This is a genomic window from Bacillus sp. XB1 (genome assembly GCF_053557995.1).
On record NZ_JBNRIL010000002.1, the window covers coordinates 517,383 to 541,771 of the forward strand.

Annotated in this window: 27 protein-coding genes; 22 read left to right on the top strand and 5 right to left on the bottom strand. The window is 36.0% G+C overall.

The genetic code is table 11. The annotated features are described in order from the left end of the window. Positions 1-39 precede the first annotated feature (39 nt). A complete protein-coding gene (locus ACK1U5_RS17920; RefSeq protein ID WP_080481815.1) occupies positions 40-960 on the bottom strand; it encodes a hypothetical protein in 921 nt (306 codons plus the stop codon). Between the two features lie 152 nt (positions 961-1,112). Here ACK1U5_RS17920 and sigK point away from each other — a divergent pair, with 152 nt between their 5' ends. After that, positions 1,113-1,826: an RNA polymerase sporulation sigma factor SigK gene (gene sigK / locus ACK1U5_RS17925; protein WP_000051382.1), complete on the top strand. Its 714-nt coding sequence runs from the start codon at positions 1,113-1,115 to the stop codon at positions 1,824-1,826. A 289-nt stretch (positions 1,827-2,115) separates the two neighbouring features. Further along, positions 2,116-2,904: a phosphatidylserine decarboxylase gene (locus ACK1U5_RS17930; RefSeq protein WP_001255000.1), complete on the top strand. Its 789-nt coding sequence runs from the start codon at positions 2,116-2,118 to the stop codon at positions 2,902-2,904. 185 nt (positions 2,905-3,089) lie between these two features. Here ACK1U5_RS17930 and sda read toward each other — a convergent pair whose 3' ends face one another. After that, entirely contained in the window at positions 3,090-3,245 is a 156-nt protein-coding gene (gene sda / locus ACK1U5_RS17935) for a sporulation histidine kinase inhibitor Sda (protein ID WP_000850094.1), read from the bottom strand. 246 nt (positions 3,246-3,491) lie between these two features. On the opposite strand from sda, the gene ACK1U5_RS17940 reads away from it, so the two are divergent. The 8 genes from ACK1U5_RS17940 to ACK1U5_RS17975 all read left to right on the top strand — a co-directional run bounded on the left by ACK1U5_RS17940 (position 3,492) and on the right by ACK1U5_RS17975 (position 8,627). Continuing rightward, positions 3,492-4,004, top strand: coding sequence for a YqeG family HAD IIIA-type phosphatase (locus ACK1U5_RS17940; RefSeq protein ID WP_000765314.1), 513 nt, complete (start codon positions 3,492-3,494; stop codon positions 4,002-4,004). Positions 4,005-4,007: 3 nt separating this feature from the next. Further along, positions 4,008-5,114 (top strand): ribosome biogenesis GTPase YqeH, encoded by a 1,107-nt coding sequence (gene yqeH, locus ACK1U5_RS17945; RefSeq protein WP_000140799.1) that lies wholly within the window; start codon positions 4,008-4,010, stop codon positions 5,112-5,114. 15 nt (positions 5,115-5,129) lie between these two features. Beyond that, the gene (gene aroE, locus ACK1U5_RS17950; protein ID WP_000812076.1) at positions 5,130-5,963 is read left to right on the top strand and encodes a shikimate dehydrogenase; all 834 of its coding nucleotides are present in this window, start codon (positions 5,130-5,132) and stop codon (positions 5,961-5,963) included. A gap of 5 nt (positions 5,964-5,968) precedes the next feature. Then, a complete protein-coding gene (gene yhbY / locus ACK1U5_RS17955) occupies positions 5,969-6,262 on the top strand; it encodes a ribosome assembly RNA-binding protein YhbY (protein ID WP_000955224.1) in 294 nt (97 codons plus the stop codon). Between the two features lie 137 nt (positions 6,263-6,399). After that, entirely contained in the window at positions 6,400-6,969 is a 570-nt protein-coding gene (gene nadD / locus ACK1U5_RS17960) for a nicotinate-nucleotide adenylyltransferase (RefSeq protein WP_001226048.1), read from the top strand. Then, complete coding sequence (gene yqeK, locus ACK1U5_RS17965) at positions 6,959-7,528, top strand: bis(5'-nucleosyl)-tetraphosphatase (symmetrical) YqeK (protein WP_001078475.1); 570 nt, start codon at positions 6,959-6,961, stop codon at positions 7,526-7,528. The genes nadD and yqeK overlap by 11 nt, the downstream gene beginning before the upstream one ends. Next, positions 7,525-7,881 carry a ribosome silencing factor gene (rsfS, locus tag ACK1U5_RS17970; protein ID WP_000998173.1) on the top strand — a complete coding sequence of 119 codons (357 nt, stop codon included), beginning with the start codon at positions 7,525-7,527 and terminating at the stop codon, positions 7,879-7,881. Before yqeK ends, rsfS begins: the two co-directional genes overlap by 4 nt. Then, positions 7,878-8,627, top strand: coding sequence for a class I SAM-dependent methyltransferase (locus ACK1U5_RS17975; RefSeq protein ID WP_000873069.1), 750 nt, complete (start codon positions 7,878-7,880; stop codon positions 8,625-8,627). The genes rsfS and ACK1U5_RS17975 overlap by 4 nt, the downstream gene beginning before the upstream one ends. Positions 8,628-8,798: 171 nt before the next feature. Here the strand turns inward: ACK1U5_RS17975 and comER are convergent, their stop codons facing one another. Then, positions 8,799-9,626, bottom strand: a complete 828-nt coding sequence (gene comER / locus ACK1U5_RS17980) for a late competence protein ComER (RefSeq protein WP_001020556.1) — start codon at positions 9,624-9,626, stop codon at positions 8,799-8,801. Positions 9,627-9,703: 77 nt separating this feature from the next. On the opposite strand from comER, the gene ACK1U5_RS17985 reads away from it, so the two are divergent. The 3 genes from ACK1U5_RS17985 (at position 9,704) to ACK1U5_RS17995 (ending at position 13,260) form a co-directional block, all read left to right on the top strand. Beyond that, entirely contained in the window at positions 9,704-10,303 is a 600-nt protein-coding gene (locus ACK1U5_RS17985; protein ID WP_000989932.1) for a helix-hairpin-helix domain-containing protein, read from the top strand. A gap of 63 nt (positions 10,304-10,366) precedes the next feature. Next, positions 10,367-10,924 carry a ComE operon protein 2 gene (locus ACK1U5_RS17990; RefSeq protein WP_069604747.1) on the top strand — a complete coding sequence of 186 codons (558 nt, stop codon included), beginning with the start codon at positions 10,367-10,369 and terminating at the stop codon, positions 10,922-10,924. Positions 10,925-10,938: 14 nt separating this feature from the next. Further along, positions 10,939-13,260, top strand: a complete 2,322-nt coding sequence (locus ACK1U5_RS17995) for a DNA internalization-related competence protein ComEC/Rec2 (protein ID WP_069604748.1) — start codon at positions 10,939-10,941, stop codon at positions 13,258-13,260. A gap of 31 nt (positions 13,261-13,291) precedes the next feature. Here the strand turns inward: ACK1U5_RS17995 and ACK1U5_RS18000 are convergent, their stop codons facing one another. Beyond that, complete coding sequence (locus ACK1U5_RS18000; RefSeq protein ID WP_000997609.1) at positions 13,292-13,426, bottom strand: YqzM family protein; 135 nt, start codon at positions 13,424-13,426, stop codon at positions 13,292-13,294. A 346-nt stretch (positions 13,427-13,772) separates the two neighbouring features. On the opposite strand from ACK1U5_RS18000, the gene holA reads away from it, so the two are divergent. Then, positions 13,773-14,783, top strand: a complete 1,011-nt coding sequence (gene holA / locus ACK1U5_RS18005; protein WP_069604749.1) for a DNA polymerase III subunit delta — start codon at positions 13,773-13,775, stop codon at positions 14,781-14,783. 83 nt (positions 14,784-14,866) lie between these two features. Here holA and rpsT read toward each other — a convergent pair whose 3' ends face one another. Beyond that, entirely contained in the window at positions 14,867-15,124 is a 258-nt protein-coding gene (gene rpsT, locus ACK1U5_RS18010) for a 30S ribosomal protein S20 (protein WP_001274011.1), read from the bottom strand. A gap of 180 nt (positions 15,125-15,304) precedes the next feature. Here rpsT and gpr point away from each other — a divergent pair, with 180 nt between their 5' ends. From gpr to dnaK, 8 genes are all read left to right on the top strand, one after another. Then, a complete protein-coding gene (gpr, locus tag ACK1U5_RS18015) occupies positions 15,305-16,408 on the top strand; it encodes a GPR endopeptidase (RefSeq protein WP_000662616.1) in 1,104 nt (367 codons plus the stop codon). Further along, positions 16,405-16,770, top strand: coding sequence for a YqxA family protein (locus tag ACK1U5_RS18020; protein WP_001215034.1), 366 nt, complete (start codon positions 16,405-16,407; stop codon positions 16,768-16,770). The genes gpr and ACK1U5_RS18020 overlap by 4 nt, the downstream gene beginning before the upstream one ends. Positions 16,771-16,980: 210 nt before the next feature. Further along, complete coding sequence (lepA, locus tag ACK1U5_RS18025; RefSeq protein WP_001030951.1) at positions 16,981-18,804, top strand: elongation factor 4; 1,824 nt, start codon at positions 16,981-16,983, stop codon at positions 18,802-18,804. 130 nt (positions 18,805-18,934) lie between these two features. Beyond that, positions 18,935-19,309 carry a winged helix-turn-helix transcriptional regulator gene (locus ACK1U5_RS18030; RefSeq protein ID WP_001293539.1) on the top strand — a complete coding sequence of 125 codons (375 nt, stop codon included), beginning with the start codon at positions 18,935-18,937 and terminating at the stop codon, positions 19,307-19,309. 51 nt (positions 19,310-19,360) lie between these two features. Continuing rightward, positions 19,361-20,500 (top strand): radical SAM family heme chaperone HemW, encoded by a 1,140-nt coding sequence (gene hemW, locus ACK1U5_RS18035; protein WP_000249427.1) that lies wholly within the window; start codon positions 19,361-19,363, stop codon positions 20,498-20,500. Between the two features lie 133 nt (positions 20,501-20,633). After that, the gene (hrcA, locus tag ACK1U5_RS18040; RefSeq protein ID WP_000954941.1) at positions 20,634-21,650 is read left to right on the top strand and encodes a heat-inducible transcriptional repressor HrcA; all 1,017 of its coding nucleotides are present in this window, start codon (positions 20,634-20,636) and stop codon (positions 21,648-21,650) included. 114 nt (positions 21,651-21,764) lie between these two features. Then, positions 21,765-22,331 (top strand): nucleotide exchange factor GrpE, encoded by a 567-nt coding sequence (grpE, locus tag ACK1U5_RS18045; RefSeq protein ID WP_000392711.1) that lies wholly within the window; start codon positions 21,765-21,767, stop codon positions 22,329-22,331. 26 nt (positions 22,332-22,357) lie between these two features. After that, a complete protein-coding gene (gene dnaK, locus ACK1U5_RS18050) occupies positions 22,358-24,193 on the top strand; it encodes a chaperone protein DnaK (RefSeq protein WP_000034706.1) in 1,836 nt (611 codons plus the stop codon). Positions 24,194-24,389 lie beyond the last annotated feature (196 nt).

The following is a 24,389-nucleotide window of genomic DNA, read 5'->3' on the forward strand; positions in this document are numbered from 1 at the left end:
AAAGAGTTATTTTTCAAAGAAAATAACTCTTTTTTATTTTTATACTTTGCCTGTTCGTTTTTCAAAAGTAAATGTGATAGGAAGATTGGAATGAGAACTATCACTTTTAAATATTACTTTCCATTCTTTAGTATGGGCTTTAATTTCAAAATTAAGAAGATTCATCGCTCTACGTTTATCTATTTCTAAAAACATATTATGAATTTCTGGTTCTTGCTGTAAATTAAGAGCCTTTAGTGTGACTGTAAATGTGAAAAAATTCTGCCCTTCATATACTATTTTTGATATTTTTGTTTTTTGTTTATTTAACAGCACATAAAAACGGTCTGATGGAGTTAATTGTACAGAGTCATCAGTAATTTCATTTTCGCTATTATGAAGTTCAACTAAGTAAGATGTACTATGGGAAGAATCTTTTTTGCTTGTAATCTGTAATTCAGTAGGAATCATCGGTATTTTATAAAAATCATTTCTTATTATGTTGTTGTAATCCTCTGAAAATTTACGAACTTCTTTTGGAAAAGAGTCTTCTTGTGTACTTAAAAAAGTTTTGTTTTGCTTTGGAATTTTTTTACTAAAATTTAATGTTTCTTTAAAGTAATAATTGGATCCAGTTAAAAATAAACAACTACAGATTAATAAAAAAATTCGATACGGATTTTGAAAGTGAAAGAATAATAGTATACATGTAATAATTCCAATTACATAGAAAATAAAGATAAGTAGTTCTAGTTTTGAGTGAAAGGAGAAACCATAGTTATGAAAAAATTTTATTCCAGTTATAATTTGAGCTCCAAAAAATAAAGAAATTCCAAATTGAAAAAATAATAAATCAGGCCCTCTTTTAATAACAAAAGTAATGAACGAAATGAAAAGTAAAAATACCCCTAAATAAATTGTTACATTTAATAATCGTTCTAATGTAATCATGAATAGTGTCCCCTTTAATAGCATATTCATATATAAATAACAATTTTATTTAATTATAATATAACGATAAAATATTTTAAATGTTAGAAGTGTTGAGTTTTATAAATAAACTGTACAGACACAAACAACCTCACGCCCACATACACATAATAAAGACCACTATTTTGGCGGAGGTGAAAGGTTTGAGTCTATTCGCCGCAATTGGATATATGGTTCGAGAAGTGTTTGTCTTTGTTTCTTATGTGAAGAACAATGCGTTCCCGCAGCCGTTATCATCAGATGATGAGAGAAAGTACTTAGAGTTAATGGAGCAAGGTGATGCTCAAGCGAGAAATCTTTTAATTGAACATAATTTACGGCTTGTAGCTCATATCGTTAAAAAATTTGAGAACACAGGAGAAGATGCAGAAGATTTAATTTCAATTGGTACGATCGGGCTCATTAAAGCGATCGAGAGCTATTCTGCAGGAAAGGGAACGAAGCTTGCGACGTATGCAGCACGCTGTATTGAAAATGAAATTTTGATGCATTTACGTGTACTAAAGAAAACGAAAAAAGATGTTTCACTTCATGATCCGATCGGGCAAGATAAAGAGGGCAATGAAATATCGCTTATTGATATATTAAAATCAGAGTCTGAAGATGTAATTGATATGATTCAACTTAGTATGGAGTTAGAAAAAATTAAAGAGTATATCGATATTTTAGACGAAAGAGAAAAAGAAGTGATTGTGAAACGTTTTGGACTTGGGCTAGATAAGGAGAAAACACAGCGGGAAATCGCTAAGGCGCTTGGTATTTCTAGAAGCTACGTATCACGGATTGAAAAGCGTGCTTTAATGAAAATGTTCCACGAGTTTGTAAGGGCAGAGAAAGAGAAAAAAGCGAAAGAGTAAAGTGTATTAGAAGCAGCCATATTTAAAATGGGCTGCTTTTCTTATTGTAAATAAGAAAAGAAAACGCGTTATGCTAAGAAGAAATACATGTTCACTGTTGAAAATGACGGATTCTATCTGTAATATTAGAAGGTGCTAAATAATTTAAGAATAATACCATACTTAGTTTTCTGTATATATAATAAGGCTGCTTTATATGATATGTGGGAATAAGAACCAATTTTACATATGATATAGAAAGAAAAGAAGGGAAAACTAAAGTTATAGACTGATTAGGGGGTTTCGCAATTTGCGACGTACATTATATCGACTTATGATAGAACTTACAAATGGTCGCTTTACTTCTTATATATTACGTAAATTTGCACAATCTCGTTTGAGCTCTATCATTATTCCATCGTACGCGAAAGTTTTTCAAATTAATCAAGATGAGATGGAAAAGGGTTTGAAGGAATATAGAACATTGCATGAATTATTTACGCGTAAGCTAAAAGAAGGAAAGCGTAGTATTGATACAGATGCATCGAGTATCGTTAGTCCTGTTGATGGTGTTTTTGCAGATCATGGTCCTATTGAGGATACAAAAACATTTGATATTAAAGGAAAGCGCTATTCAATCGTGGATATGCTAGGTAATGAAGAACGTGCAACGCGATATGCAGGCGGTACATATATGGTAATTTATTTGAGTCCAAGTCATTATCATCGCATTCATAGTCCGCTTTCTGGTTCTGTGACTGAAAGATTTGTACTCGGTAGAAAATCATATCCGGTAAATGCAGCTGGTATGGAATACGGGAAAGAACCACTGTCAAAAAATTATCGTTCTGTTACAGAAGTAAGCAGTGATGGCGAGCATATGGCTCTTGTAAAAGTAGGTGCTATGTTTGTTAATAGTATTGAGCTTTTGCATGAGAGAGACACTGTTCAAAAAGGTGAAGAAATGGCATACTTTACATTTGGTTCAACAGTTGTGTTATTGTTTGAAAAAGATATGATAGAAGTAGTGCAGGAATTAAAGAGTGGACAAGAGCTTCGTCTTGGTGAAAAAATAGCTACTCGCTTAGCTCATAAATAAAGAAAAGCTTTTATAACCGTAAGTAAGAGTTATGGGCAAAGATACTTAATGATGAAATCCCCTAGATGGGAGTACTTGTTTATTCGAGAGCCATCGTAGGATGGCTCTTTTTACAGGGCATCTAATAATTTATCCTTTAACTGTTTGATTGGTAAGGGCTGATTAAACTTTCACTTTATATGTAATCAAGATGATTTGACAAGCTTGTCCTCTAATGAGCGTCTAATGATTTCTTGTTTTATAAGTAAAATGAAGTCGGGATTTAATTTTAGTTCTTTTGCTTTATAATAAGACTCAGTGAGTAACTCAGTGGATAACTGTTCCATATGTTTTGTTTTCAAGGTGAGTCACCTCCTAATAATATAAGGATTGATTCGTTGATGCATTTAATGTACCAAAAAAATATGACAGTCACAAACGAGTGGTTATCCACATACCTAGGTGGATAAAGTGTGTATAGTTTGTTAGTAAATTCCAAATTAACTGAAAAATTAATGTGGAAAATGTGTACAATTTTATCCACAGGTTATATATCGAAAAATGTTGTCGAAAAATTTTATGAAAAATCCTCAAAGAGGTGAAAGAAATTGAAACTATTTTTACCAAATGAATATGTGAAAAATGTATATCATGTTCAACCAGAAGATTTAAAAAAACGTGGGATTAAAGGCGTTATTACTGACTTAGATAACACTTTAATTGAATGGGATCGTCCCAATGCAACGCCGCAACTTGAAAAATGGTTCTTGGAAATGAAAGAGCAAGGCATTCAAGTAACGGTCGTTTCAAATAATAATGAGCAACGTGTGAAAGATTTTGCTGATCCATTAGGTATTCCATTTATTCATAGTGCACGTAAACCATTTGTTCGCGCATTTAAGCGTGCGATACAAGAGATGCGTTTGCAGCCAGATGAAGTTGTAGTAATTGGAGATCAGTTACTGACTGACGTGCTTGGTGGAAACCGAGTAGGCCTTCATACAATTTTAGTTGTACCGGTAGCACAAACGGACGGATTAGTAACGCGCTTTAATCGAAAAATTGAACGAAGAATTATGAAAAATATGAAGAAAAAAGGTTTAATTAACTGGGAGGAATAAAGTTTGACTGAAACAATTAAATGTATTGGTTGCGGTGTAGAAATTCAAACAGAAAATAAAAACGAAGTGGGGTATGCTCCTGCCTCATCTTTAGAGAAAGAACAAGTCATTTGTCAACGTTGTTTTCGCTTGAAGCATTACAATGAAATTCAAGATGTATCGTTAACAGATGATGACTTCCTACGCATTTTAAATGGAATTGGAAAATCAGATGCATTAGTAGTCAAAATTGTAGATATTTTTGATTTTAATGGTAGCTGGTTACCTGGCTTACATCGTTTCGTAGGGAATAATAAAGTATTACTTGTTGGAAATAAAGCTGATTTAATTCCAAAGTCAGTAAAACATGATAAAGTAAAACATTGGATGCGCTATAGTGCAAAGCAGCTAGGATTAAAACCAGAAGATGTCTTTTTAATTAGTGCAGCGAAGGGACAAGGAATTGCTGAACTAGCAGATGCTATTGAGTATTATCGCGGCGGCAAAGATGTTTATGTTGTTGGATGTACGAATGTAGGGAAATCGACATTTATTAATCGTATGATTAAAGAATTTAGTGATGAGACTGAAAATGTAATTACAACATCTCATTTCCCAGGAACAACACTGGATTTAATTGATATTCCATTGGACGAAGAGTCTTCTTTATATGATACGCCAGGTATTATTAACCACCACCAAATGGCTCATTATGTTGGAAAGCAAAGCTTAAAGCTTATTACACCAACAAAAGAAATTAAGCCGATGGTATTCCAATTAAATGAAGAACAAACGTTATTCTTTAGTGGATTGGCACGTTTTGATTATGTAAGTGGTGGTCGTCGTGCATTTACTTGTCACTTCTCGAATCGCTTAACAATCCATCGTACAAAGCTTGAGAAAGCAGATGAATTATATAAAAATCATGCTGGGGATTTACTAAGCCCACCAACGCCAGAAGAATTAGCAAATATGCCTGAGCTAGTGAAATACGAATTTAATATTCGTGAACCTAAAACAGATGTTGTATTCTCTGGATTAGGATGGGTTACTGTGAACGAACCAGGAGCAAAAATTGTTGCACACGTACCAAAAGGAGTAAGTGTTTCACTACGTAAATCTTTAATTTAATATGGAGAGGGATTTATGAAACAATTATATGGTGTAATCGGAAATCCAATTGGACATTCATTATCACCCGTTATGCATAACGATGCATTTGAACACTTGAATATGGATGCCCATTATCATGCGTTCCTTGTTGAAGAGGAATTGCTAGGGGAAGCAGTAAGAGGTTTAAAAGCATTAGGTATTTCAGGATTTAATGTAACAACTCCGCACAAGGTTGCTATTATGGAGTATTTGGATGAGATTGACCCATTGGCAAGGAAAATCGGTGCAGTAAATACAGTGGTTCATAAGGATGGAAGATTAATTGGCTATAACACAGACGGGATTGGTTTTGTTCGAGCGCTGCAGTCAATTAGTAATGAACCACTTCAAGGGAAACGTATTTTGTTACTTGGTTCAGGTGGTGCTAGCCGAGCTATTTATTTTTCTCTTGCTGATGTAGGTGTAAAAGAGATTGATGTAGCCAATCGTACAGTAGATAAGGCAAAGGAACTTATTGCTGCACGTACGGCCGATGTTAATTCTGTTGCTTTGTCATTAGAAAAAGCGACAGAAGAACAAGGAAATTATGATATTATCATTCAGACGACAACGATAGGTATGCATCCACACGTAGAACATACGCCATTACAAATTTGTTCGTTAAAAAAAGGAACGATTGTATCAGATATAATTTATAATCCATTTGAAACGAAAATTTTATGTGAGGCAAAAGAGCAAGGTGCAATCATTCAAAATGGTATTGATATGTTTGTTTATCAAGGAGCACTTGCATTTGAAATGTGGACAGGACGCACGCCAAATATCGAGAGAATGAAACAATTAGTTATAGAAAAGCTTGGAGGCTAACATATATGTTAACAGGAAAACAAAAAAGATTTTTACGTGCACAAGCACATCATTTAACACCAATTTTTCAAGTAGGAAAAGGCGGAGTAAATGAAAATATGATTAAACAAATCGCAGATACTTTAGAAGCTCGTGAGTTATTTAAAGTAAGTGTATTACAAAACTGTGAATTTGATCGCCGTGAGGTTGCGGAAGAACTTGCAAAAGGTGCACGTGCTGAAATCGTTCAAGTAATTGGAAGCACAATCGTTTTATACAAAGAATCAAGAGAAAATAAACAAATTAAGCTTCCTCGATAAAAAGACTAGCATGCGCTATTTTTATCGTTTATGCGTAATGATGTAGAGAGCGAAACCAATTGAACTTTTATTAATAGCAACTCTCTTCATTCCTAACCGAGGAGAGTTGCTGTATGTAAAAGGAAGGGGCGTTTCTTTTGAGAAAAATTGGCATCATTGGCGGTACATTTGATCCGCCTCACTATGGACATTTGCTAATTGCAAATGAAGTATATCACGCTTTGAACTTGGAAGAAGTATGGTTCTTGCCAAACCAGATTCCGCCACATAAACAAGGGCGGAATATTACAAGTGTAGAAAGTCGTTTACATATGTTAGAGCTCGCGACTGAGGCAGAAGAGCACTTTTCTATTTGTTTAGAAGAGCTAAGTAGGAAGGGCCCATCTTATACGTATGACACTATGTTACAATTGACGAAGAAGTATCCGGATGTGCAGTTTCACTTTATTATTGGTGGGGATATGGTTGAGTATTTACCGAAGTGGTATAACATTGAAGCTTTACTTAATCTTGTAACGTTTGTTGGAGTTGCAAGACCTGGGTATACATTGCATACACCATATAAGATTACTACAGTGGAAATTCCGGAATTTGCAGTTTCTTCATCCTTATTACGTGAGAGATATAAGGAGAAGAAAACGTGTAAATATTTACTTCCCGAAAAAGTACAGGTATATATCGAGAGGAATGGGTTGTATGAATCGTGAGAATGCACTGCATATTGTCAAACAACAAATGCATGAAAAACGTTATATACACACAATTGGTGTAATGGAGACAGCGATTGAGCTTGCTAAGTTATACGGTGTGGACGAAAAAAAAGCAGAGATGGCAGCTATATTCCATGATTATGCGAAATGTAGAGCAATTTCAGAGATGGAAGAGATTATTAAACGTGAAGATTTGCCGAAAGATTTACTTTGCTATAACAAAGAGTTATGGCATGCACCTGTTGGGGCATACTTAGTAGAAAAAGAAGTAGGCATTACGGATTCTGAAATTTTGCAAGCTATTACATATCATACAAGTGGTCATGAGAATATGACGATGTTAGATAAAGTGATTTATGTAGCTGATTACATTGAACCTGGGCGAAAGTTTCCAGGAGTGGAAGAGGCTCGTAAACTCGCATATGCGGATATAAATCAAGCTTTATTATTTGCGTTAAAGAGAACAATTCAATTTTTAATGGAAAAAGATCAGACGATTTATCCATTAACATTCCAAACATACAATGCAGTTATCAAGGAGGAAATGAGTAAATGAACGATAAAGATTTATTAGTATTAGCGGCAAAAGCAGCTGATGATAAGAGAGCAGAAGATATGGTTGTCCTAAATATGCAAGGTATTTCACCAATTGCAGATTATTTCATTATTTGTCACGGGAATTCAGACAAACAAGTGCAAGCAATTGCACGTGAAATTAAATCAAAAGCACATGAGTTCCAAATCGACGTACAACGTATGGAAGGGTTTGACGAAGCACGTTGGGTATTAGTTGATCTTGGAGATGTAGTTGCTCATGTATTCCATAAAGATGAGCGTAATCACTATAATTTAGAGCGTCTATGGGGCGATGTGCCACGTGAAGATATTACAGAAGAGTTAGGCCAATGAAATACGAACAATTTGCATTGTTGTACGACGAACTAATGAATGATGTCCCTTATGATAAATGGGTGGAATTTACAGAGGAAAGTTTACAGCAGGCAGATATGAAAGAGGCAAAAATTCTTGATGTAGCATGCGGTACAGGTAATGTAACCCTGCCGCTTGTGCAAAAGGGTTACGATTTAATAGGTGTCGATCTTTCAGAAGAAATGTTAACAGTCGCTCAGCAAAAACTAGGAGGAGAGGGATACTTTATTCCTTTTTATCAACAAGACATGCGAGAGCTTGATGTTCCAGGTGAGTTTGATTGTGTAACCATCTTTTGTGATTCATTAAATTATGTATTGCAAGAAGATGGAGTACAAGAAACATTTAGAAGAGTATTTCATCATTTACGTCAAGATGGTTTGTTTTTATTTGATGTACATTCTTTATATAAAATACATCATGTATTTCAAAATGAAACGTATACAGTGAATGGAGAAGAAATATCTCTTATTTGGAATTGCTTCCCTGGTGAAGAATCAAATAGTGTAGAGCATGATTTAACATTCTTTGTTCAAGATCCGGAAGAAGATGTGTACCATCGGTTTGACGAATGTCACGTGCAACGTGCATATCAAGTGGAAGAGTTAACGAAATGGCTTGAAGAAGCAGGTTTTACAGTGCTTCGTGTAACAGGTGATTTTGAGCGACTTGAAGTTACAGAACAAACAGAGCGTATTTTCTTCATGGCGAAGAAAAACGGATAAAACAAAAGCAACCGAGAAGGTTGCTTTTGTTTTATAAAGAAAATGTATTTTTAGTTCTAGCATAATCTGAAGATTGTATGCGTAAAGTGTGGGAATAGTAGTTGAAGTGAAAATGTATTGTAAAAAAGTAAGTATTTATAAAAAGGGTTTGGAATGAAAATGACGTATTTATTATGTGTGTTTATTGAATTGCTGATCAACGCATTCTAAATCTTCATCAAATTTTTCATGTGTTCGCTCGATTAACTTATGGAACATATCTCCAACGTGCTCTTCTAAAACCCGAATGCCTTCCCCAGTAACGCCGCCTTTCACGCAAACCTTTTCTTGTAAGGTAGGTAATGTGAAGATTTCTTTTTCAAGTAATTTCCCCATCCCCACGACCATTTCACTTACTAAAGTAGTAGCCTCTTCGTGTGTAATATTTGTTTTATCTACAGCAGCGTTAATGAAGCGTTGTAGTAAATAACTAAAGAAAGCAGGACCGCAACTTGCTATATCAGATGAAACGCGCGTTATATCTTCTTTTATTACAAGAGGTGTAGAAATGTTTTTGAATAGACGAAGTAGTTTTTGTTGCCATTCTTCAGAGCAATTATCTCCAAATGTAAATAGTGAGGCGCCAGAGAGAGCGCGATTTGTGATACTTGGAATGATACGCGCGACGTGGCAAGGTACGAGAGTCTCTAATTGTGATGGAGATATTGGACTTGTAATAGAAACTAAGCACGTTTCATCAGAAAAATGTTCAGCGTATTTTTTTAGGATAGGGTATATATCTATCGGCTTGACACAAATAAAAATAAGTTGTGATTGTTCGATTACTTCCGGGATTGTTTTTGCTATATGAACAGAAGGGTATTTTTCTTTTATATGATATGCTTTTGCAGGCGTCCGATTAATGATTGTAAGGCACGAAGGTTTGACAGCACGGGTTTCTAAAAATGCATCGATTAGTATATTCCCCATGTTTCCTGTCCCTATAATTCCTATGTTCAAAGTTTCATCCCTCCTTCGTAACAGCTTTCTCCTAAACAATATGAATGATGTTATAAATTTATGATTAGAGGTGTAAAATGATGTGGGATTTTCCGAAAAAGTGGTTAGGTTTAGTAGCTATTATTGGAACTTTACTTTTTCTTGTTTTTTGGAAAACGAATCAGAGTGTAGAACGAATGCCTATTACAATGAATGTACAAGAGAAGGAGATAGAAAAAAAGGGTAAACCGAAAATATCGGATACAAAGGAACAGAAAAGAACAATTATAATTGATGTGAAAGGAGCGGTCAGTAAAGAAGGGGTATATGAAATGAAGGAAGGAGATCGCGTAAAGGATGCGGTTCAAAAGGCTGGTGGTTTTTTATCAGAAGTAGATATGAAAAAAGTGAATTTAGCACAAATTGTACAAGATCAAATGCTTCTTTATATACCGAGTAAAAATGAGTCAGAACAAGGGGTGCTTACTTCTTCTAAGGAAGATGGTAAGATTCGAATAAATACAGCGGCGAAAGAACAACTAGAAAAAATTACAGGGATTGGCTCTCGAAAGGCAGAAAGTATTTTGAAATATCGAGAAGAACATGGTCCGTTTCAGAAAATAGAAGATTTATTAGAGATTGATGGGATTGGTGCGAAGTCTCTTGAAAAGATAAAAGATCAAATTATTATTCCGTAAAAGATTGACGAAGTTTTTCTTCTTTCGCTACACTACAAGTAGACAAAAAAGTAGGTGAAAAATATGGAACGAATTTCATGGGATCAATATTTTATGACGCAAAGCCATCTACTATCTTTGCGTAGTACATGTACAAGGCTTGCGGTAGGAGCGACGATCGTTCGCGATAAACGAATTATTGCTGGTGGGTATAATGGTTCAATTAAAGGTGGCGTACATTGTATAGATGATGGTTGTTACGTAATCGATAATCATTGTGTTCGGACAATTCATGCCGAAATGAATGCTTTATTACAATGTGCCAAGTTTGGTGCGAAAACAGAGGAAGCAGAAATTTACGTTACGCATTTCCCTTGTTTACAATGTTGTAAGGCAATTATTCAAAGTGGTATTACAGCGGTTTATTATGCGCAGGATTATAAAAATCATCCATACGCCATAGAGTTATTTGAACAAGCGAACGTAACAGTGAAGCACGTTCCGCTAGAATATGATATTGCTGCATTAGAGGAGCAAAAACGTTATATAGAGTTGAAAGAATTATTTGCGTCTTTAGAAAAAGATAATTTATCAATGGAAGAATTACAGCATGTATTCACGAAAGCAAAAATGATGCTATAAGGAGTGAGTATAAGTTGCAGGAACAATGGGGGTATGTTGCAATCTCATTTATAATAGGGGTTGCAATTGCCTTTTCCTCGTCACTTTTATTGATAGTTTTTTGCCTCTTTTTAAATGTTTTCTTCTGTTTATATCGCACTTCGCGTAAAACCTTCATTTTTTGTATTGTAGCGTGCTTTAGTAGCGCCATATACACTTCCTATGTTCAAACGTGGAATAAGCCTCTAGGGGAGTCCTATGGAGTTACAAGAGGGGTTATACAAAATGCACCGCTTGTTAATGGGGATCGCCTATCTTTTCAATTTGAAGATCAGAATAAAAATATAGTGCAGTTAAGTTATAGAATCAAATCAGTCTTGGAAAAGAAAAAAATGCAACAATTATACGCAGGGATATCATGTGTATTCGAGGGTGAGAGGAAAGAACCGGAAACAGCTCGGAATTTTCATGGTTTTAATTACCGTGATTATTTATACAAACAACATATTCATTTCACATTTGAGGCTACATATATTGCTGAATGCTATAAAACATCACTGTCGCTCACGCAATGGATTCTTCTTTTGAGGCAACAAGCAATCTCGAAAGTTACAGAAATGTTTCCAGAGCAATCAGGTGCTTTTATGAATGCATTACTATTTGGTGATAGACAACAAATGACGTTTGAAGTGGAAGAGCAATATCAACAATTTGGTCTTGTACATTTGTTAGCAATTTCAGGTTCGCACATTGTAATGTTAATGGTGATAGTATATTTTATTTTGCTAAGAAGCGGTGTGACAAGGGAGGTAGCAACAATTTGCCTTATCGTTTGTATTCCTTTGTATATGGTTTTAGCAGGGGCGTCACCCTCTGTTATAAGAGCTTCTATAACAGGAGTTTTGATGTTGATTGCTTTTATGTGCTCGATTCGTTTATCTAGTTTAGATGCTTTAAGTGTAACAGCTATATGCATGCTTATATATGACCCTTATCTTGTTTTTAATATTGGATTTCAGTTTTCTTTTGTAGGTAGCTTCGCTTTACTTTTGTCTGCTCCGTTATTGTTAGAGAGTAGCAACGGAATAATCCGAAATTCTATTTATATTTCTATCATTTCACAGCTCGTTAGTACTCCGATTTTGTTATATCACTTTGGTTATTTTTCTCCATATAGCATTCTCCTCAATCTCTTATACGTTCCGTTTTTATCTATCATTGTATTACCATGTAGCATTATTATTTTACTGTGTATGCCAATTGTCCCGTTTCTCGCAAAAGGATTTGCCGATGTATTATCAATAGGCTTGAGTATGTCTAATGATTTTCTAAGTTATTGTGAAAGTTTACCATTTACCCAGCTTATCTTCGGGGAAACGCCCTTCAATCTTGTAGCTGTATATTGCGCCAGTATTGTCAGTATATTGATGGTTTGGGAACGGAGAGCGCCGAAAAAAATAGTTTGTATAGTTGCGAGTGTATTTCTTTTTATTAGCACATGTCATTATATATATCCATATTTTAGAGGCAGCGGAAGTGTAACATTTATTGATGTTGGACAAGGTGATGCAATATTAATTCGCCTTCCGTATGATAAAGGGATTTATCTTATTGATACAGGTGGAACGCTTCGTGTAAATAAGGAAGAATGGCAACAAAAAAAGCATGAATTTTCTGTTGGAAATGATGTTTTAATACCCTTTTTACAAAAAGAAGGTATTAAAACAATTGATAAATTAATCGTAACGCATGGAGATGCAGATCATATAGGTGCTGCGCAAGAATTATTATCATATATACCTGTAAAAGAAGTGGTATTTGGCCGAAAGGGAAAAGATGCAGTATTAGAAAAAGTAGTCAAGAAACGGGCATTAGAAAAGGAAATGAAAATAACTGAAGTGGGGGAAGGGGAGAGTTGGAGTGTAAATGAAGCGGAATTTTTCGTTTTAGCTCCAAAAGGAAAAGAAAAAAGCGAAAATAACGCTTCAATTGTAATATGGGCAAAATTTGGAGGGTTGAAGTGGCTATTTACAGGCGATTTGGAAGAAGAAGGGGAAAAGATTTTAGTAGAGGCATATCCAGATTTACAAGTGGATGTTTTAAAAGTTGCTCATCATGGGAGTAATACGTCATCTATAGAGCCTTTTTTGAACGTCATACAGCCTCGTGTAGCGATTATATCTGTTGGTAAGCAGAATAGGTATGGACACCCGCATAAAGAAGTGATAGAGCGTTTTGAGAAGATGGGGAGTGCGATATGGCGCACGGACAAGCAAGGTGCTATTTCCTATGTTTTTAAAGGGGAAAATGGAACCTTTAAAAGTAAAATCACATATGATAAAACACATAATAGATGAAAAAGAGAAGACTGCCATGAAGTGGCAGTCTTTAAGAACCGATAAATTTAATAACAGTTGCAATGATGAAAAGTGTTGCGAAAAAACCAAATGAGACGATAAATCCTACCCCTGAATCAATAGCGTCATTGCGTTTACTTTGAACGTTTTGTTCAAAATCATTCATTTAGAATCCCTCCCCAACATTCCACTTTAGTATAAAATATTGTCAGAAAAAAATCTACAATTTCCATATGAAGAGAAAACGAGCTTTTTTGTTACTTGTAAATCATGAAGTAATGTGAGTTTTTCGTTTCCAAGCATGTTAACAGTTGGCACTTATACTCAAATTTTTATTGCGAATAATAAAGGGAAGGTGATTACCGCACACCAATAAGAAACCCGGGGCTTATTGCGTGGCGTTTAATATAAATAAAGGGACGGGTTATAAAGCCTGTTCCTTTGTACTTGTAAAACAAAAGCTAGGGCATTAGTATAAATATATATTGCCAAGTTAGGGAGTAGGAAAAAGTATGAGTGATATACATAAAAAAATTAAAAAGAAACAGTTTGCTCCGTTATATTTAATATATGGAACGGAAGCTTTTTTTATAAATGAAACGATAAAGCTTATTACGACAGAAGCACTTGAAGAAGAAGATCGAGAGTTTAATGTTGTGACATACGATTTAGAAGAAGCGTATTTAGAAGATGTGGTTGAGGATGCGCGTACGCTTCCTTTCTTCGGAGAACGAAAAGTACTGTTAATAAAATCACCGCTATTTTTGACTTCGCAAAAAGAAAAGTTAGAGCAAAATATAAAAATTTTAGAAGAATACATTGGTGAACCTTCTCCATTTTCTATTCTTGTTTTTGTTGCGCCTTACGAAAAACTTGATGAGCGAAAAAAAATTACAAAACTATTAAAGAAAACAGCAGATGTAGTAGAAGCGAATGCGATGCAAGTACAGGATGTTCAGAAGTGGATTGTTGCTCGTGCAGATGAAGTGCATGTGCATATTGATAACGCGGCTGTTAGTTTGTTGCTAGAGCTTGTGGGAAGTAATGTAACGATGTTGGCGAAGGAAATGGACAAGTTAACGTTATACGTTGGTATGGGCGGAGAGATTACGACGAAACTTGTTGCAGAGCTTGTGCCAAAATCAGTTGAGCAAAATGTATTTGCTTTGACAGAAAAAGTGGTGAAAAAAGATATTGCAGGTGCAATGCAAATTTTGGATGGATTATTTACGCAGCAGGAAGAGCCGATTAAATTGCTTGCGTTATTAGTGAGTCAATTCCGCTTGTTGTATCAAGTGAAAGAGCTACAGCAACGTGGTTATGGACAAAATCAAATGGCGTCTCATATTGGTGTACATCCGTATCGTGTAAAGTTAGCAATGAATCAAACGAAGTTTTTTTCTTTTGAAGAGTTAAAAAAAGTGATTATAGAATTAGCGGAAGCTGATTATAGTATGAAGACGGGAAAGATGGATAAGAAGCTTGTGCTCGAATTTTTCTTAATGCGATTAAATCATATGTGATGACACAAAAAAGTTCATGCACTTAGTGCATGAACTTTTTTGTATATAAAAAAACGATCCAAATGGATCGTTTTTTAAACGCCTTACGCGTTTACTTGTTTCGCTAAGCGAGATTTTTGACGAGCTGCAGCGTTTTGGTGGATAAGACCTTTACGAGCTGCTTTGTCAAGTTTTTTAGAAGCAGTTTTGAAAGCTTCTTTAGCATTTTCAAGATCGTTATTAGTAACTAAAGCTTCTACAGTTTTAACAGCAGAACGCATGTCAGACTTGATAGAAGCGTTATGTGCACGACGCTCTTCGCTAAGTTTAGCGCGTTTGATAGCAGATTTGATGTTTGCCATACTTTTCACCTCCCTGGTGCAATCGAATGACTCGATTCTTACATAGAACAAGTGATATTCTATCAAACGGTGAAGAGAATTGCAATAGTATATCCATGAAATTTCACGTAAAGGAAAGAATGACCTTATATAACTTTGGGAAATCTAACGATATTTACTATGAATTACGGAGGAGATACGATGAAAGAACCATTAGATTTAAGTAAATATAGCATTAGAACTGACCTTGCTGTAGAAGCTCATCAAATGTTGCAAGAAAGCCAAGAAGAACAAAAAGGGATACAGGGAGTTATTGTAAAAGAGAGAGAAGAAGAAGGTACTATAATTACAAAAGTAACGATTGATGAAGCTGCCTCTGAAGCGATGGGGAAAAAACCTGGAAATTATTTAACACTTGAAGTACAAGGGATACGTCAGCAAGATACAGAACTTCAACAAAAAGTGGAGCGTATTTTTGCAAAAGAATTTTCTTGTTTCTTAGAAGAGGTTGGAGTTACAAAAGAAGCAAGCTGTTTAATTGTAGGTCTTGGGAATTGGAATGTAACACCAGATGCTCTTGGACCGATAGTTGTAGAAAATGTATTAGTAACGAGACATTTGTTTCAATTGCAGCCTGAAAGTGTAGAAGAAGGATTTAGGCCTGTTAGTGCAATTCGGCCGGGGGTAATGGGGATTACAGGAATCGAAACGAGCGATGTTATTTATGGAATTATTGAGAAGACGAACCCGGACTTTGTAATTGCAATTGATGCATTAGCTGCTCGTTCTATTGAACGAGTAAATAGCACGATACAAATTTCTGATACTGGAATCCATCCTGGATCAGGGGTTGGGAATAAACGTAAAGAACTAAGTAAAGACACATTAGGTATCCCTGTTATCGCAATTGGTGTTCCGACTGTGGTCGATGCTGTTTCGATTACAAGTGATACGATTGATTTTATTTTGAAACATTTTGGTCGAGAGATGAAAGAAGGAAATAAACCTTCACGATCTTTGTTACCAGCGGGATTTTCATTTGGAGAAAAGAAAAAATTAACAGAAGAAGATATGCCGGATGAAAAGAGCAGAAATATGTTTTTAGGTGCTGTTGGTACGTTGGAAGAAGAAGAAAAAAGAAGGCTGATTTATGAAGTGCTATCTCCTCTTGGTCATAATTTAATGGTAACCCCAAAAGAAGTAGATACTTTTATTGAGGATATGGCGAATGTAATAGCGAGTGGTTTAAATGCAGCGCTACATCATCAAATTGATCAAGATAATACGGGAGCATATACACATTGAGGGGAACAGATGATTATGGTTTGAGTCGCTTTGCGCTTTTGTGTATATGTAGTGTAGCTTTATGTTTACTTATGATGATAGCAGGAGTGGCACTTGCTAATCATGGTTTGAAAAGTATGAAAGGCTATCAGCAATTGTCATATGAACAAATAGCTCATATGACAGGGACAGAAAGTACAGGTGCTGAATCAGAAATTTTGGGTAGCTCGTTTTCGGCCTCAGAAAAACAACAGCAATTAGAACGTTTAAGAAGTTTTAATGTTGTAGAAGGAATTGGGATGGCGGTAGCAAGTGTAGCTTATGAAATGACGAAGTTCGGGACGGATATAGTTGTTGGGAAAATAAAAGGAATTTTTAGCTAAGAGTAACATGGGAGGCGGTTGTTTTACTGATTTGTAGGACAGCCGTTTTAAAATTTGAAAAGGGTTTGTCTCTTATGGTTTATTCGCATAAGATATAGATAGAATGATTTGTATCGTAAGCAGCACGAGTTTTCATTGAATCTTTGTTGCTCTATTGATATAATCAGTGCTAGTGTATATTGGCGAGACTATTAGGAGTTGAGAACATAGATGAATAAAGAAGAAAGAGCAAAAAGACAGTCCAAAATTCGTAATTTCTCTATTATTGCTCATATTGACCACGGAAAATCAACGTTAGCAGACCGTATTTTAGAGAAAACAAACGCGTTAACACAACGCGAAATGAAAGCTCAGTTGCTTGACTCTATGGATTTAGAGCGCGAGCGTGGTATTACAATCAAATTAAACGCAGTACAATTAAACTATAAAGCAAAAGATGGTGAAGAGTATATTCTTCATTTAATTGATACACCAGGACATGTCGACTTTACGTACGAAGTATCTCGTAGTTTAGCGGCTTGTGAAGGCGCGATTCTTGTAGTAGATGCAGCGCAAGGTATTGAAGCGCAAACGTTAGCAAACGTATACTTAGCGCTTGATAACAATTTGGAAATTTTACCAGTTATTAATAAAATCGACTTACCAAGTGCGGATCCAGAACGTGTACGTCAAGAGGTAGAAGATGTAATTGGTTTAGATGCATCAGAAGCGGTACTTGCTTCTGCGAAAGCTGGAATTGGTATTGAAGAAATTTTAGAACAAATTGTTGAAAAAGTACCAGCTCCGTCGGGTGATTCAGAAGAGCCATTACAATGTATGATTTTCGACTCTTTATATGATCCGTACCGCGGTGTAATTGCTTATATCCGTGTTGTAAATGGAACAGTAAAAGTTGGCGATAAAGTACGTATGATGGCAACGGGTAAAGAATTTGAAGTAACAGAAGTAGGTGTATTTACACCGAAAACTACGCAACGTGACGAGTTAACAGTAGGTGATGTAGGTTTCTTAGCAGCATCGATTAAAAATGTTGGTGACACACGTGTTGGTGATACGATTACACATGCGAAACGTCCAGCTGCAGAGCCGTTAGCAGGTTACCGTAAGTTAAACCCGATGGTATTCTGTGGTCTGTATCCAATTGACTCTGCTCGTTATAACGATTTACGTGATGCATTAGAAAAATTAGAGTTAAACGATTCTGCTCTTGAGTTTGAACCAGAAACATCTCAAGCGCTAGGATTTGGTTTCCGTTGTGGTTTCTTAGGGCTTCTTCACATGGAAATCATTCAAGAACGTATTGAACGTGAATTTAAGATTGACTTAATTACAACAGCGCCAAGCGTTATTTATAAAGTTTATTTAACTAACGGTGAAGATGTTATTGTTGATAACCCATCTAATATGCCAGATCCACAGTCTATCGATCGTGTAGAAGAGCCGTTTGTGAAGGCTTCAATTATGGTTCCGAATGACTATGTTGGAGCTGTAATGGAGATTTGCCAAGGTAAACGTGGAACGTTTATTGATATGCAATATTTAGATGAAACGCGTGTTACATTAACATATGAAATCCCGTTATCAGAAATCGTATATGACTTCTTCGATCAATTGAAATCAAATACGAAAGGGTATGCATCGTTTGACTACGAGTTAATTGGCTATAAACCATCTAAACTTGTGAAAATGGATATTCTTTTAAATAATGAACAAGTGGATGCTTTATCATTTATCGTACACCGTGATTCAGCGTATGACCGTGGTAAAGTAATCGTAGAGAAATTAAAAGAATTAATTCCGAGACAACAATTTGAAGTGCCAATTCAGGCGACTATCGGAAATAAAGTTGTAGCACGTTCTACAATTAAAGCGATGCGTAAAAACGTACTTGCAAAATGTTACGGCGGTGACATTTCTCGTAAGCGTAAACTTCTTGATAAGCAAAAAGAAGGTAAAAAACGTATGAAGTCTGTTGGTTCTGTAGAAGTACCGCAAGAGGCATTTATGGCTGTACTGAAAATGGATGACAACTAATATTTGAAATAAAAAAGAAGTCGTTTGTGCGGCTTCTTTTTTCTGTATAATTACTTTTTAGACATCTGAGCAGCTCTCATTTACAATAATGAGAGAGCTTTTTAGTTCATATAGAGTTAGGAGATTGTTAATGTCCGAAAATATTCGAAAAGATATTCAAGATAAAATACAAAATGGTAATTTTAATTGTGAAAAGGAATTGACGCTTTCTATTATTAGTGGAAAGTGGAAAGTTGTGATACTGTGGCACCTTGGTGTGGAAGGACCACATCGTTTCAGTGAATTACAACGGTTATTCCCAAGCATTTCTCATAAAGTTTTGTCGAACCAATTAAAAGAGTTAATGGAAGATGGAATTGTTGATCGGACAGTATATCCCGAAATTCCTCCTCGCGTTGAGTATTATATGACGGAACTAGGCATGTCGCTTTTACCGATCGTTGAAATGATGTATGATTGGGGAAAAATGCGAATGGAACAAATTCGTAATACGTTAGAGAAGTAGAGAACCCTCCGGAGTGCGGAGGTTTTCTTTTTAGAAAGGTAGGAGTTATATTTGGTACAAGCTGCATATATTCATATTCCGTTTTGTCAGCACATTTGTCACTATTGTGATTTTAATAAAGTGTTTATTGAACGCCAACCGGTTGATCAATATTTAGATTATTTAGAGAAGGAAATAATAAATACGGTTCAAAAAGTTCCGTTTGATAGTATAAAAACGATTTTTGTGGGCGGGGGAACTCCGACAGCGTTAAATATGGAACAGACAAAAAAATTACTCGAGATTATTAATCGTCATTTGCGTCCGTTCGCCCCAAATTGTGAATTAACATTTGAAGCGAATCCAGGAGATCTGCCGAAAGAGAAGTTGAATGTACTGCTAGAAGGTGGAGTGAATCGAATTAGTTTTGGTGTGCAAACGTTCCGTGATGAACTGCTTGAGAAAATCGGGCGCAAGCATACGAGGGAAGATGCATTCCTCGCGATTCGAGAAGCACAGGAAGTAGGATTTAAAAATATTAATGTAGATATTATTTATGCTTTGCCAGGACAGACGATAGAAGATGTAAAAGAAACATTAGATATTGCTTTTACGCTTGGTGTACAACATTTCTCTGCATACTCATTAATTGTGGAACCTAAAACAGTGTTTTATAACTTAATGAACAAAGGGAAATTGCGTCTTCCGGGTGAAGACCATGAAGCGAAAATGTATGAAATAGTAATGGATGAAATGGAGAAACACGGTTATAACCAGTATGAAATTAGTAATTTCTCAAAAGGTGACAATAAAAGTAGACATAATCTCACATACTGGAATAATGAAGAGTATTATGGATTTGGAGCTGGAGCTCATAGTTATGTGAACGGGGAACGTATTCAAAATGTAGGTCCGCTGAAGCAATATTTTAATAAAATTGATGAAACAGGATTTCCGTATTTAGATGTTCACAAAGTGACGGAGAAAGAAAGAATGGAAGAAGAGCTGTTCTTAGGGCTTCGAAAAACAAAAGGTGTTTCTAAAACGGCGTTCCGCAATAAATTTAATGTAGAGATGGATCAAGTTTTCGCGAAGCAGTTACAAAGCAACCAAGAGCAGGGATTGCTTGAAGAGGAAGATGGACATGTGCGTTTAACGCGAAAAGGAAAATTATTAGGGAATGAAGTATTCCAATCATTTTTGATTGACTAATTAAATGTTCCATAGGCGTGAAAAAGTTTCATTATTTCGTGACGTTTCCGTTGACAATTGAATGTCAATTTTGGTAAGTTATTAATAGATTTAGCACTCAAAGACAAAGAGTGCTAACAGAGGTGATGATGAGATGCTTACGGAACGTCAGCTCTTAATTTTACAAACAATTATTGATGACTTTATTGGATCAGCGCAGCCCGTTGGGTCTAGAACGTTGGCTAAAAAAGATGAAATTACATTTAGTTCAGCTACTATTCGAAATGAAATGGCGGACTTAGAAGAATTAGGTTTTATTGAAAAAACGCACAGTTCTTCTGGACGTGTTCCTTCTGAGAAAGGCTACCGATTTTATGTAGACCATCTTTTAGCGCCGCAAAACTTACCGAACGCTGAAATTGTACAAATTAAAGATTTATTTGCTGAAAGAATTTTTGAAGCGGAAAAAATTGCACAACAATCTGCTCAAATTTTATCAGAACTTACGAATTATACGGCCATTGTTCTTGGACCGAAGTTAAGTACAAATAAACTTAAAAATGTACAAATTGTGCCGCTTGATCGTCAAACTGCTGTCGCTATTATTGTAACCGATACAGGGCATGTACAAAGTAAAACGATTACCGTTCCGGAATCTGTTGATTTATCAGATTTAGAAAAAATGGTTAATATTTTAAATGAAAAGCTATCTGGCGTACCGATGGAAGAACTTCATAATAAAATCTTTAAGGAGATTGTTACAGTTTTACGTGGGTATGTTCATAATTACGATAGTGCAATAAAAATGTTGGATGGTACATTTCAAGTTCCGTTATCGGAAAAGATATACTTTGGAGGAAAAGCAAATATGCTTTCGCAGCCAGAGTTCCATGACATTCAAAAGGTTAGATCTTTACTTACCATGATTGATAATGAAGCCGAATTTTATGACATTTTGCGTCATAAACAAGTCGGGATTCAAGTGAAAATTGGTAGGGAAAACTCTTCGACGGCTATGGAGGATTGTAGTTTAATTTCTGCAACATATTCGATCGGCGAAGAGCAACTTGGAACAATTGCTATTTTAGGTCCTACGAGAATGCAATATTCTCGTGTAATTAGTTTGTTACAGTTATTTACGAGACAATTTACTGATGGACTTAAAAAGTAAATGAGAGTAATACATTCGCTCAAGTGATGAAATTTTCATTGCTGTGTGTAATATATAATGCTTAGGTAATCATGCTATGCATGATACCTAATACCTTTTAAGGAGGTGAATATTGTGGAAGAGCGTAACGAACAAGTGGTAGAAGAAGTAAAAGAAGCGCAAGTTGAAGAAGCTGTCACGCCAGAAAACAGTGAAGAAACTGTAGAAGAAAAAAGTGAGGCTGCTCTTTTACAAGAAAAAGTAGATGAGCTACAAGCGAAACTAACGGAAACGGAAGGTCGCACATTACGTCTACAAGCTGATTTTGAAAATTATAAGCGCCGTGTCCAAATGGATAAACAGGCTGCTGAAAAATATAGAGCACAAAGTCTAGTTTCAGACATCTTGCCAGCTCTTGATAATTTTGAAAGAGCAATGCAAGTGGAAGCGACTGATGAGCAAACGAAATCCTTGTTACAAGGTATGGAAATGGTGCATCGTCAATTGTTAGAAGCGCTGACTAAAGAAGGTGTGGAAGTGATTGAAGCTGTTGGTAAACAGTTTGATCCTAATGAACACCAAGCTATTATGCAAGTGGAAGATAGTGAATTTGAATCAAACGCGGTTGTGGAAGAATTCCAAAAAGGTTATAAACTAAAAGACCGTGTGATTCGCCCATCAATGGTAAAAGTAAATCAATAATTTACATAAAACTAGGAGGATTCGCCATGAGTAAAATTATCGGTATTGACTTAGGTACAACAAACTCTTGTGTAGCTGTTATGGAAGGTGGAGAACCAAAGGTTATCCCAAATCCAGAAGGAAACCGTACAACACCTTCTGTTGTAGCTTTCAAAAATGAAGAACGTCAAGTTGGGGAAGTTGCAAAGCGCCAAGCAATTACAAACCCAAATACAATCATGTCTGTTAAACGTCATATGGGTACAGACTACAAAGTAGAAGTTGAAGGTAAAGAGTATACACCTCAAGAAATTTCTGCAATCATTTTACAAAACTTAAAAGCTTCTGCTGAAGCATACTTAGGTGAAACAGTAACGAAAGCTGTTATTACAGTACCTGCATACTTCAACGATGCAGAGCGTCAAGCAACGAAAGATGCTGGTCGTATCGCTGGTTTAGAAGTTGAGCGTATCATTAACGAGCCAACAGCAGCAGCACTTGCTTACGGTTTAGAAAAACAAGACGAAGAACAAAAAATCTTAGTATATGACTTAGGTGGCGGTACATTTGACGTATCTATCCTTGAGTTAGCAGACGGTACATTCGAAGTTATTTCAACTGCTGGTGACAACCGTCTTGGTGGCGATGACTTTGACCAAGTTATCATCGATCACTTAGTAGCTGAGTTCAAAAAAGAAAATAACATTGATTTAAGCCAAGATAAAATGGCGCTTCAACGCTTGAAAGATGCAGCTGAAAAAGCGAAAAAAGATCTTTCTGGTGTAACACAAACTCAAATTTCATTACCATTCATTAGTGCTGGAGCTGCTGGTCCATTACACTTAGAATTAACGTTAACAAGAGCGAAATTCGAAGAGCTTTCAGCAGGTCTTGTTGAAAGAACATTAGAGCCAACTCGTCGTGCATTAAAAGACGCTGGTTTTGCTCCAAGCGAATTAGATAAAGTTATTCTTGTTGGTGGATCTACTCGTATCCCAGCTGTACAAGAAGCTATTAAACGTGAAACTGGTAAAGAGCCATATAAAGGTGTAAACCCTGATGAAGTTGTAGCATTAGGTGCTGCAGTTCAAGGTGGCGTACTTACTGGTGATGTAGAAGGCGTTCTATTATTAGACGTAACTCCACTTTCTTTAGGTATTGAAACTATGGGTGGCGTGTTCACGAAATTAATCGAGCGTAACACTACAATTCCAACAAGTAAGTCACAAGTATTCTCGACAGCTGCTGATAATCAACCAGCAGTAGACATTCACGTATTACAAGGTGAGCGTCCAATGTCGGCTGACAACAAAACGTTAGGTCGTTTCCAATTAACTGACCTTCCACCAGCACCACGTGGTATTCCACAAATCGAAGTAACATTCGATATTGATGCGAACGGTATCGTTAACGTACGTGCGAAAGACTTAGGAACAAGCAAAGAGCAAGCTATTACAATCCAATCTTCTTCAGGTCTTTCTGATGAAGAAGTAGAACGTATGGTACAAGAAGCGGAAGCAAATGCTGACGCTGACCAAAAACGTAAGGAAGAAGTTGAACTTCGTAACGAAGCTGACCAACTTGTATTCCAAACAGACAAAGTTGTAAAAGATTTAGAAGGTAAAGTAGATGCAGCTGAAGTTGCAAAAGCAACAGAAGCGAAAGAAGCATTACAAGCTGCAATTGAGAAAAACGAGCTTGAAGAAATTCGTGCGAAAAAAGATGCCTTACAAGAAATCGTACAACAATTAACTGTTAAATTATACGAGCAGGCTCAAGCAGCTGCTGGTCAAGCAGAAGGTGCGCAAGGTGCACAAGATGCTGGCGCAAAGAAAGACAATGTAGTTGACGCTGAGTTTGAAGAAGTAAAAGAAGACAAGTAATTCAACTGTAAACATAATAAGTAAGATGACAAAAAGTCAAAGTCAAGCGTGCCTTGACTTTGGCTTTTTTCACGAATGAGAAGCGATGTGTGAGGATCTTAAGTTTTTCGCTTTGCATACTGTAAGTGAGGAAACTTTGTTGCAAAGCACTTTCTTTCGGTGTTAAAATTACGTTTATGTGAAAGATTCGGGGGTT

Bases quoted from the DNA above. Each gene is read 5' to 3' on its own strand.
- ACK1U5_RS17920 (WP_080481815.1), bottom strand. From the start codon at position 960: ATGAATATGCTATTAAAGGGGACACTATTCATGATTACATTAGAACGA.
- aroE (WP_000812076.1), top strand. From the start codon at position 5,130: ATGAAACAATTATATGGTGTAATCGGAAATCCAATTGGACATTCATTA.
- yhbY (WP_000955224.1), top strand. From the start codon at position 5,969: ATGTTAACAGGAAAACAAAAAAGATTTTTACGTGCACAAGCACATCAT.
- yqeK (WP_001078475.1), top strand. From the start codon at position 6,959: ATGAATCGTGAGAATGCACTGCATATTGTCAAACAACAAATGCATGAA.
- rsfS (WP_000998173.1), top strand. From the start codon at position 7,525: ATGAACGATAAAGATTTATTAGTATTAGCGGCAAAAGCAGCTGATGAT.
- ACK1U5_RS17975 (WP_000873069.1), top strand. From the start codon at position 7,878: ATGAAATACGAACAATTTGCATTGTTGTACGACGAACTAATGAATGAT.
- ACK1U5_RS17985 (WP_000989932.1), top strand. From the start codon at position 9,704: ATGATGTGGGATTTTCCGAAAAAGTGGTTAGGTTTAGTAGCTATTATT.
- ACK1U5_RS17990 (WP_069604747.1), top strand. From the start codon at position 10,367: ATGGAACGAATTTCATGGGATCAATATTTTATGACGCAAAGCCATCTA.
- ACK1U5_RS18000 (WP_000997609.1), bottom strand. From the start codon at position 13,426: ATGAATGATTTTGAACAAAACGTTCAAAGTAAACGCAATGACGCTATT.
- holA (WP_069604749.1), top strand. From the start codon at position 13,773: ATGAGTGATATACATAAAAAAATTAAAAAGAAACAGTTTGCTCCGTTA.
- rpsT (WP_001274011.1), bottom strand. From the start codon at position 15,124: ATGGCAAACATCAAATCTGCTATCAAACGCGCTAAACTTAGCGAAGAG.
- gpr (WP_000662616.1), top strand. From the start codon at position 15,305: ATGAAAGAACCATTAGATTTAAGTAAATATAGCATTAGAACTGACCTT.
- lepA (WP_001030951.1), top strand. From the start codon at position 16,981: ATGAATAAAGAAGAAAGAGCAAAAAGACAGTCCAAAATTCGTAATTTC.
- ACK1U5_RS18030 (WP_001293539.1), top strand. From the start codon at position 18,935: ATGTCCGAAAATATTCGAAAAGATATTCAAGATAAAATACAAAATGGT.
- hrcA (WP_000954941.1), top strand. From the start codon at position 20,634: ATGCTTACGGAACGTCAGCTCTTAATTTTACAAACAATTATTGATGAC.
- dnaK (WP_000034706.1), top strand. From the start codon at position 22,358: ATGAGTAAAATTATCGGTATTGACTTAGGTACAACAAACTCTTGTGTA.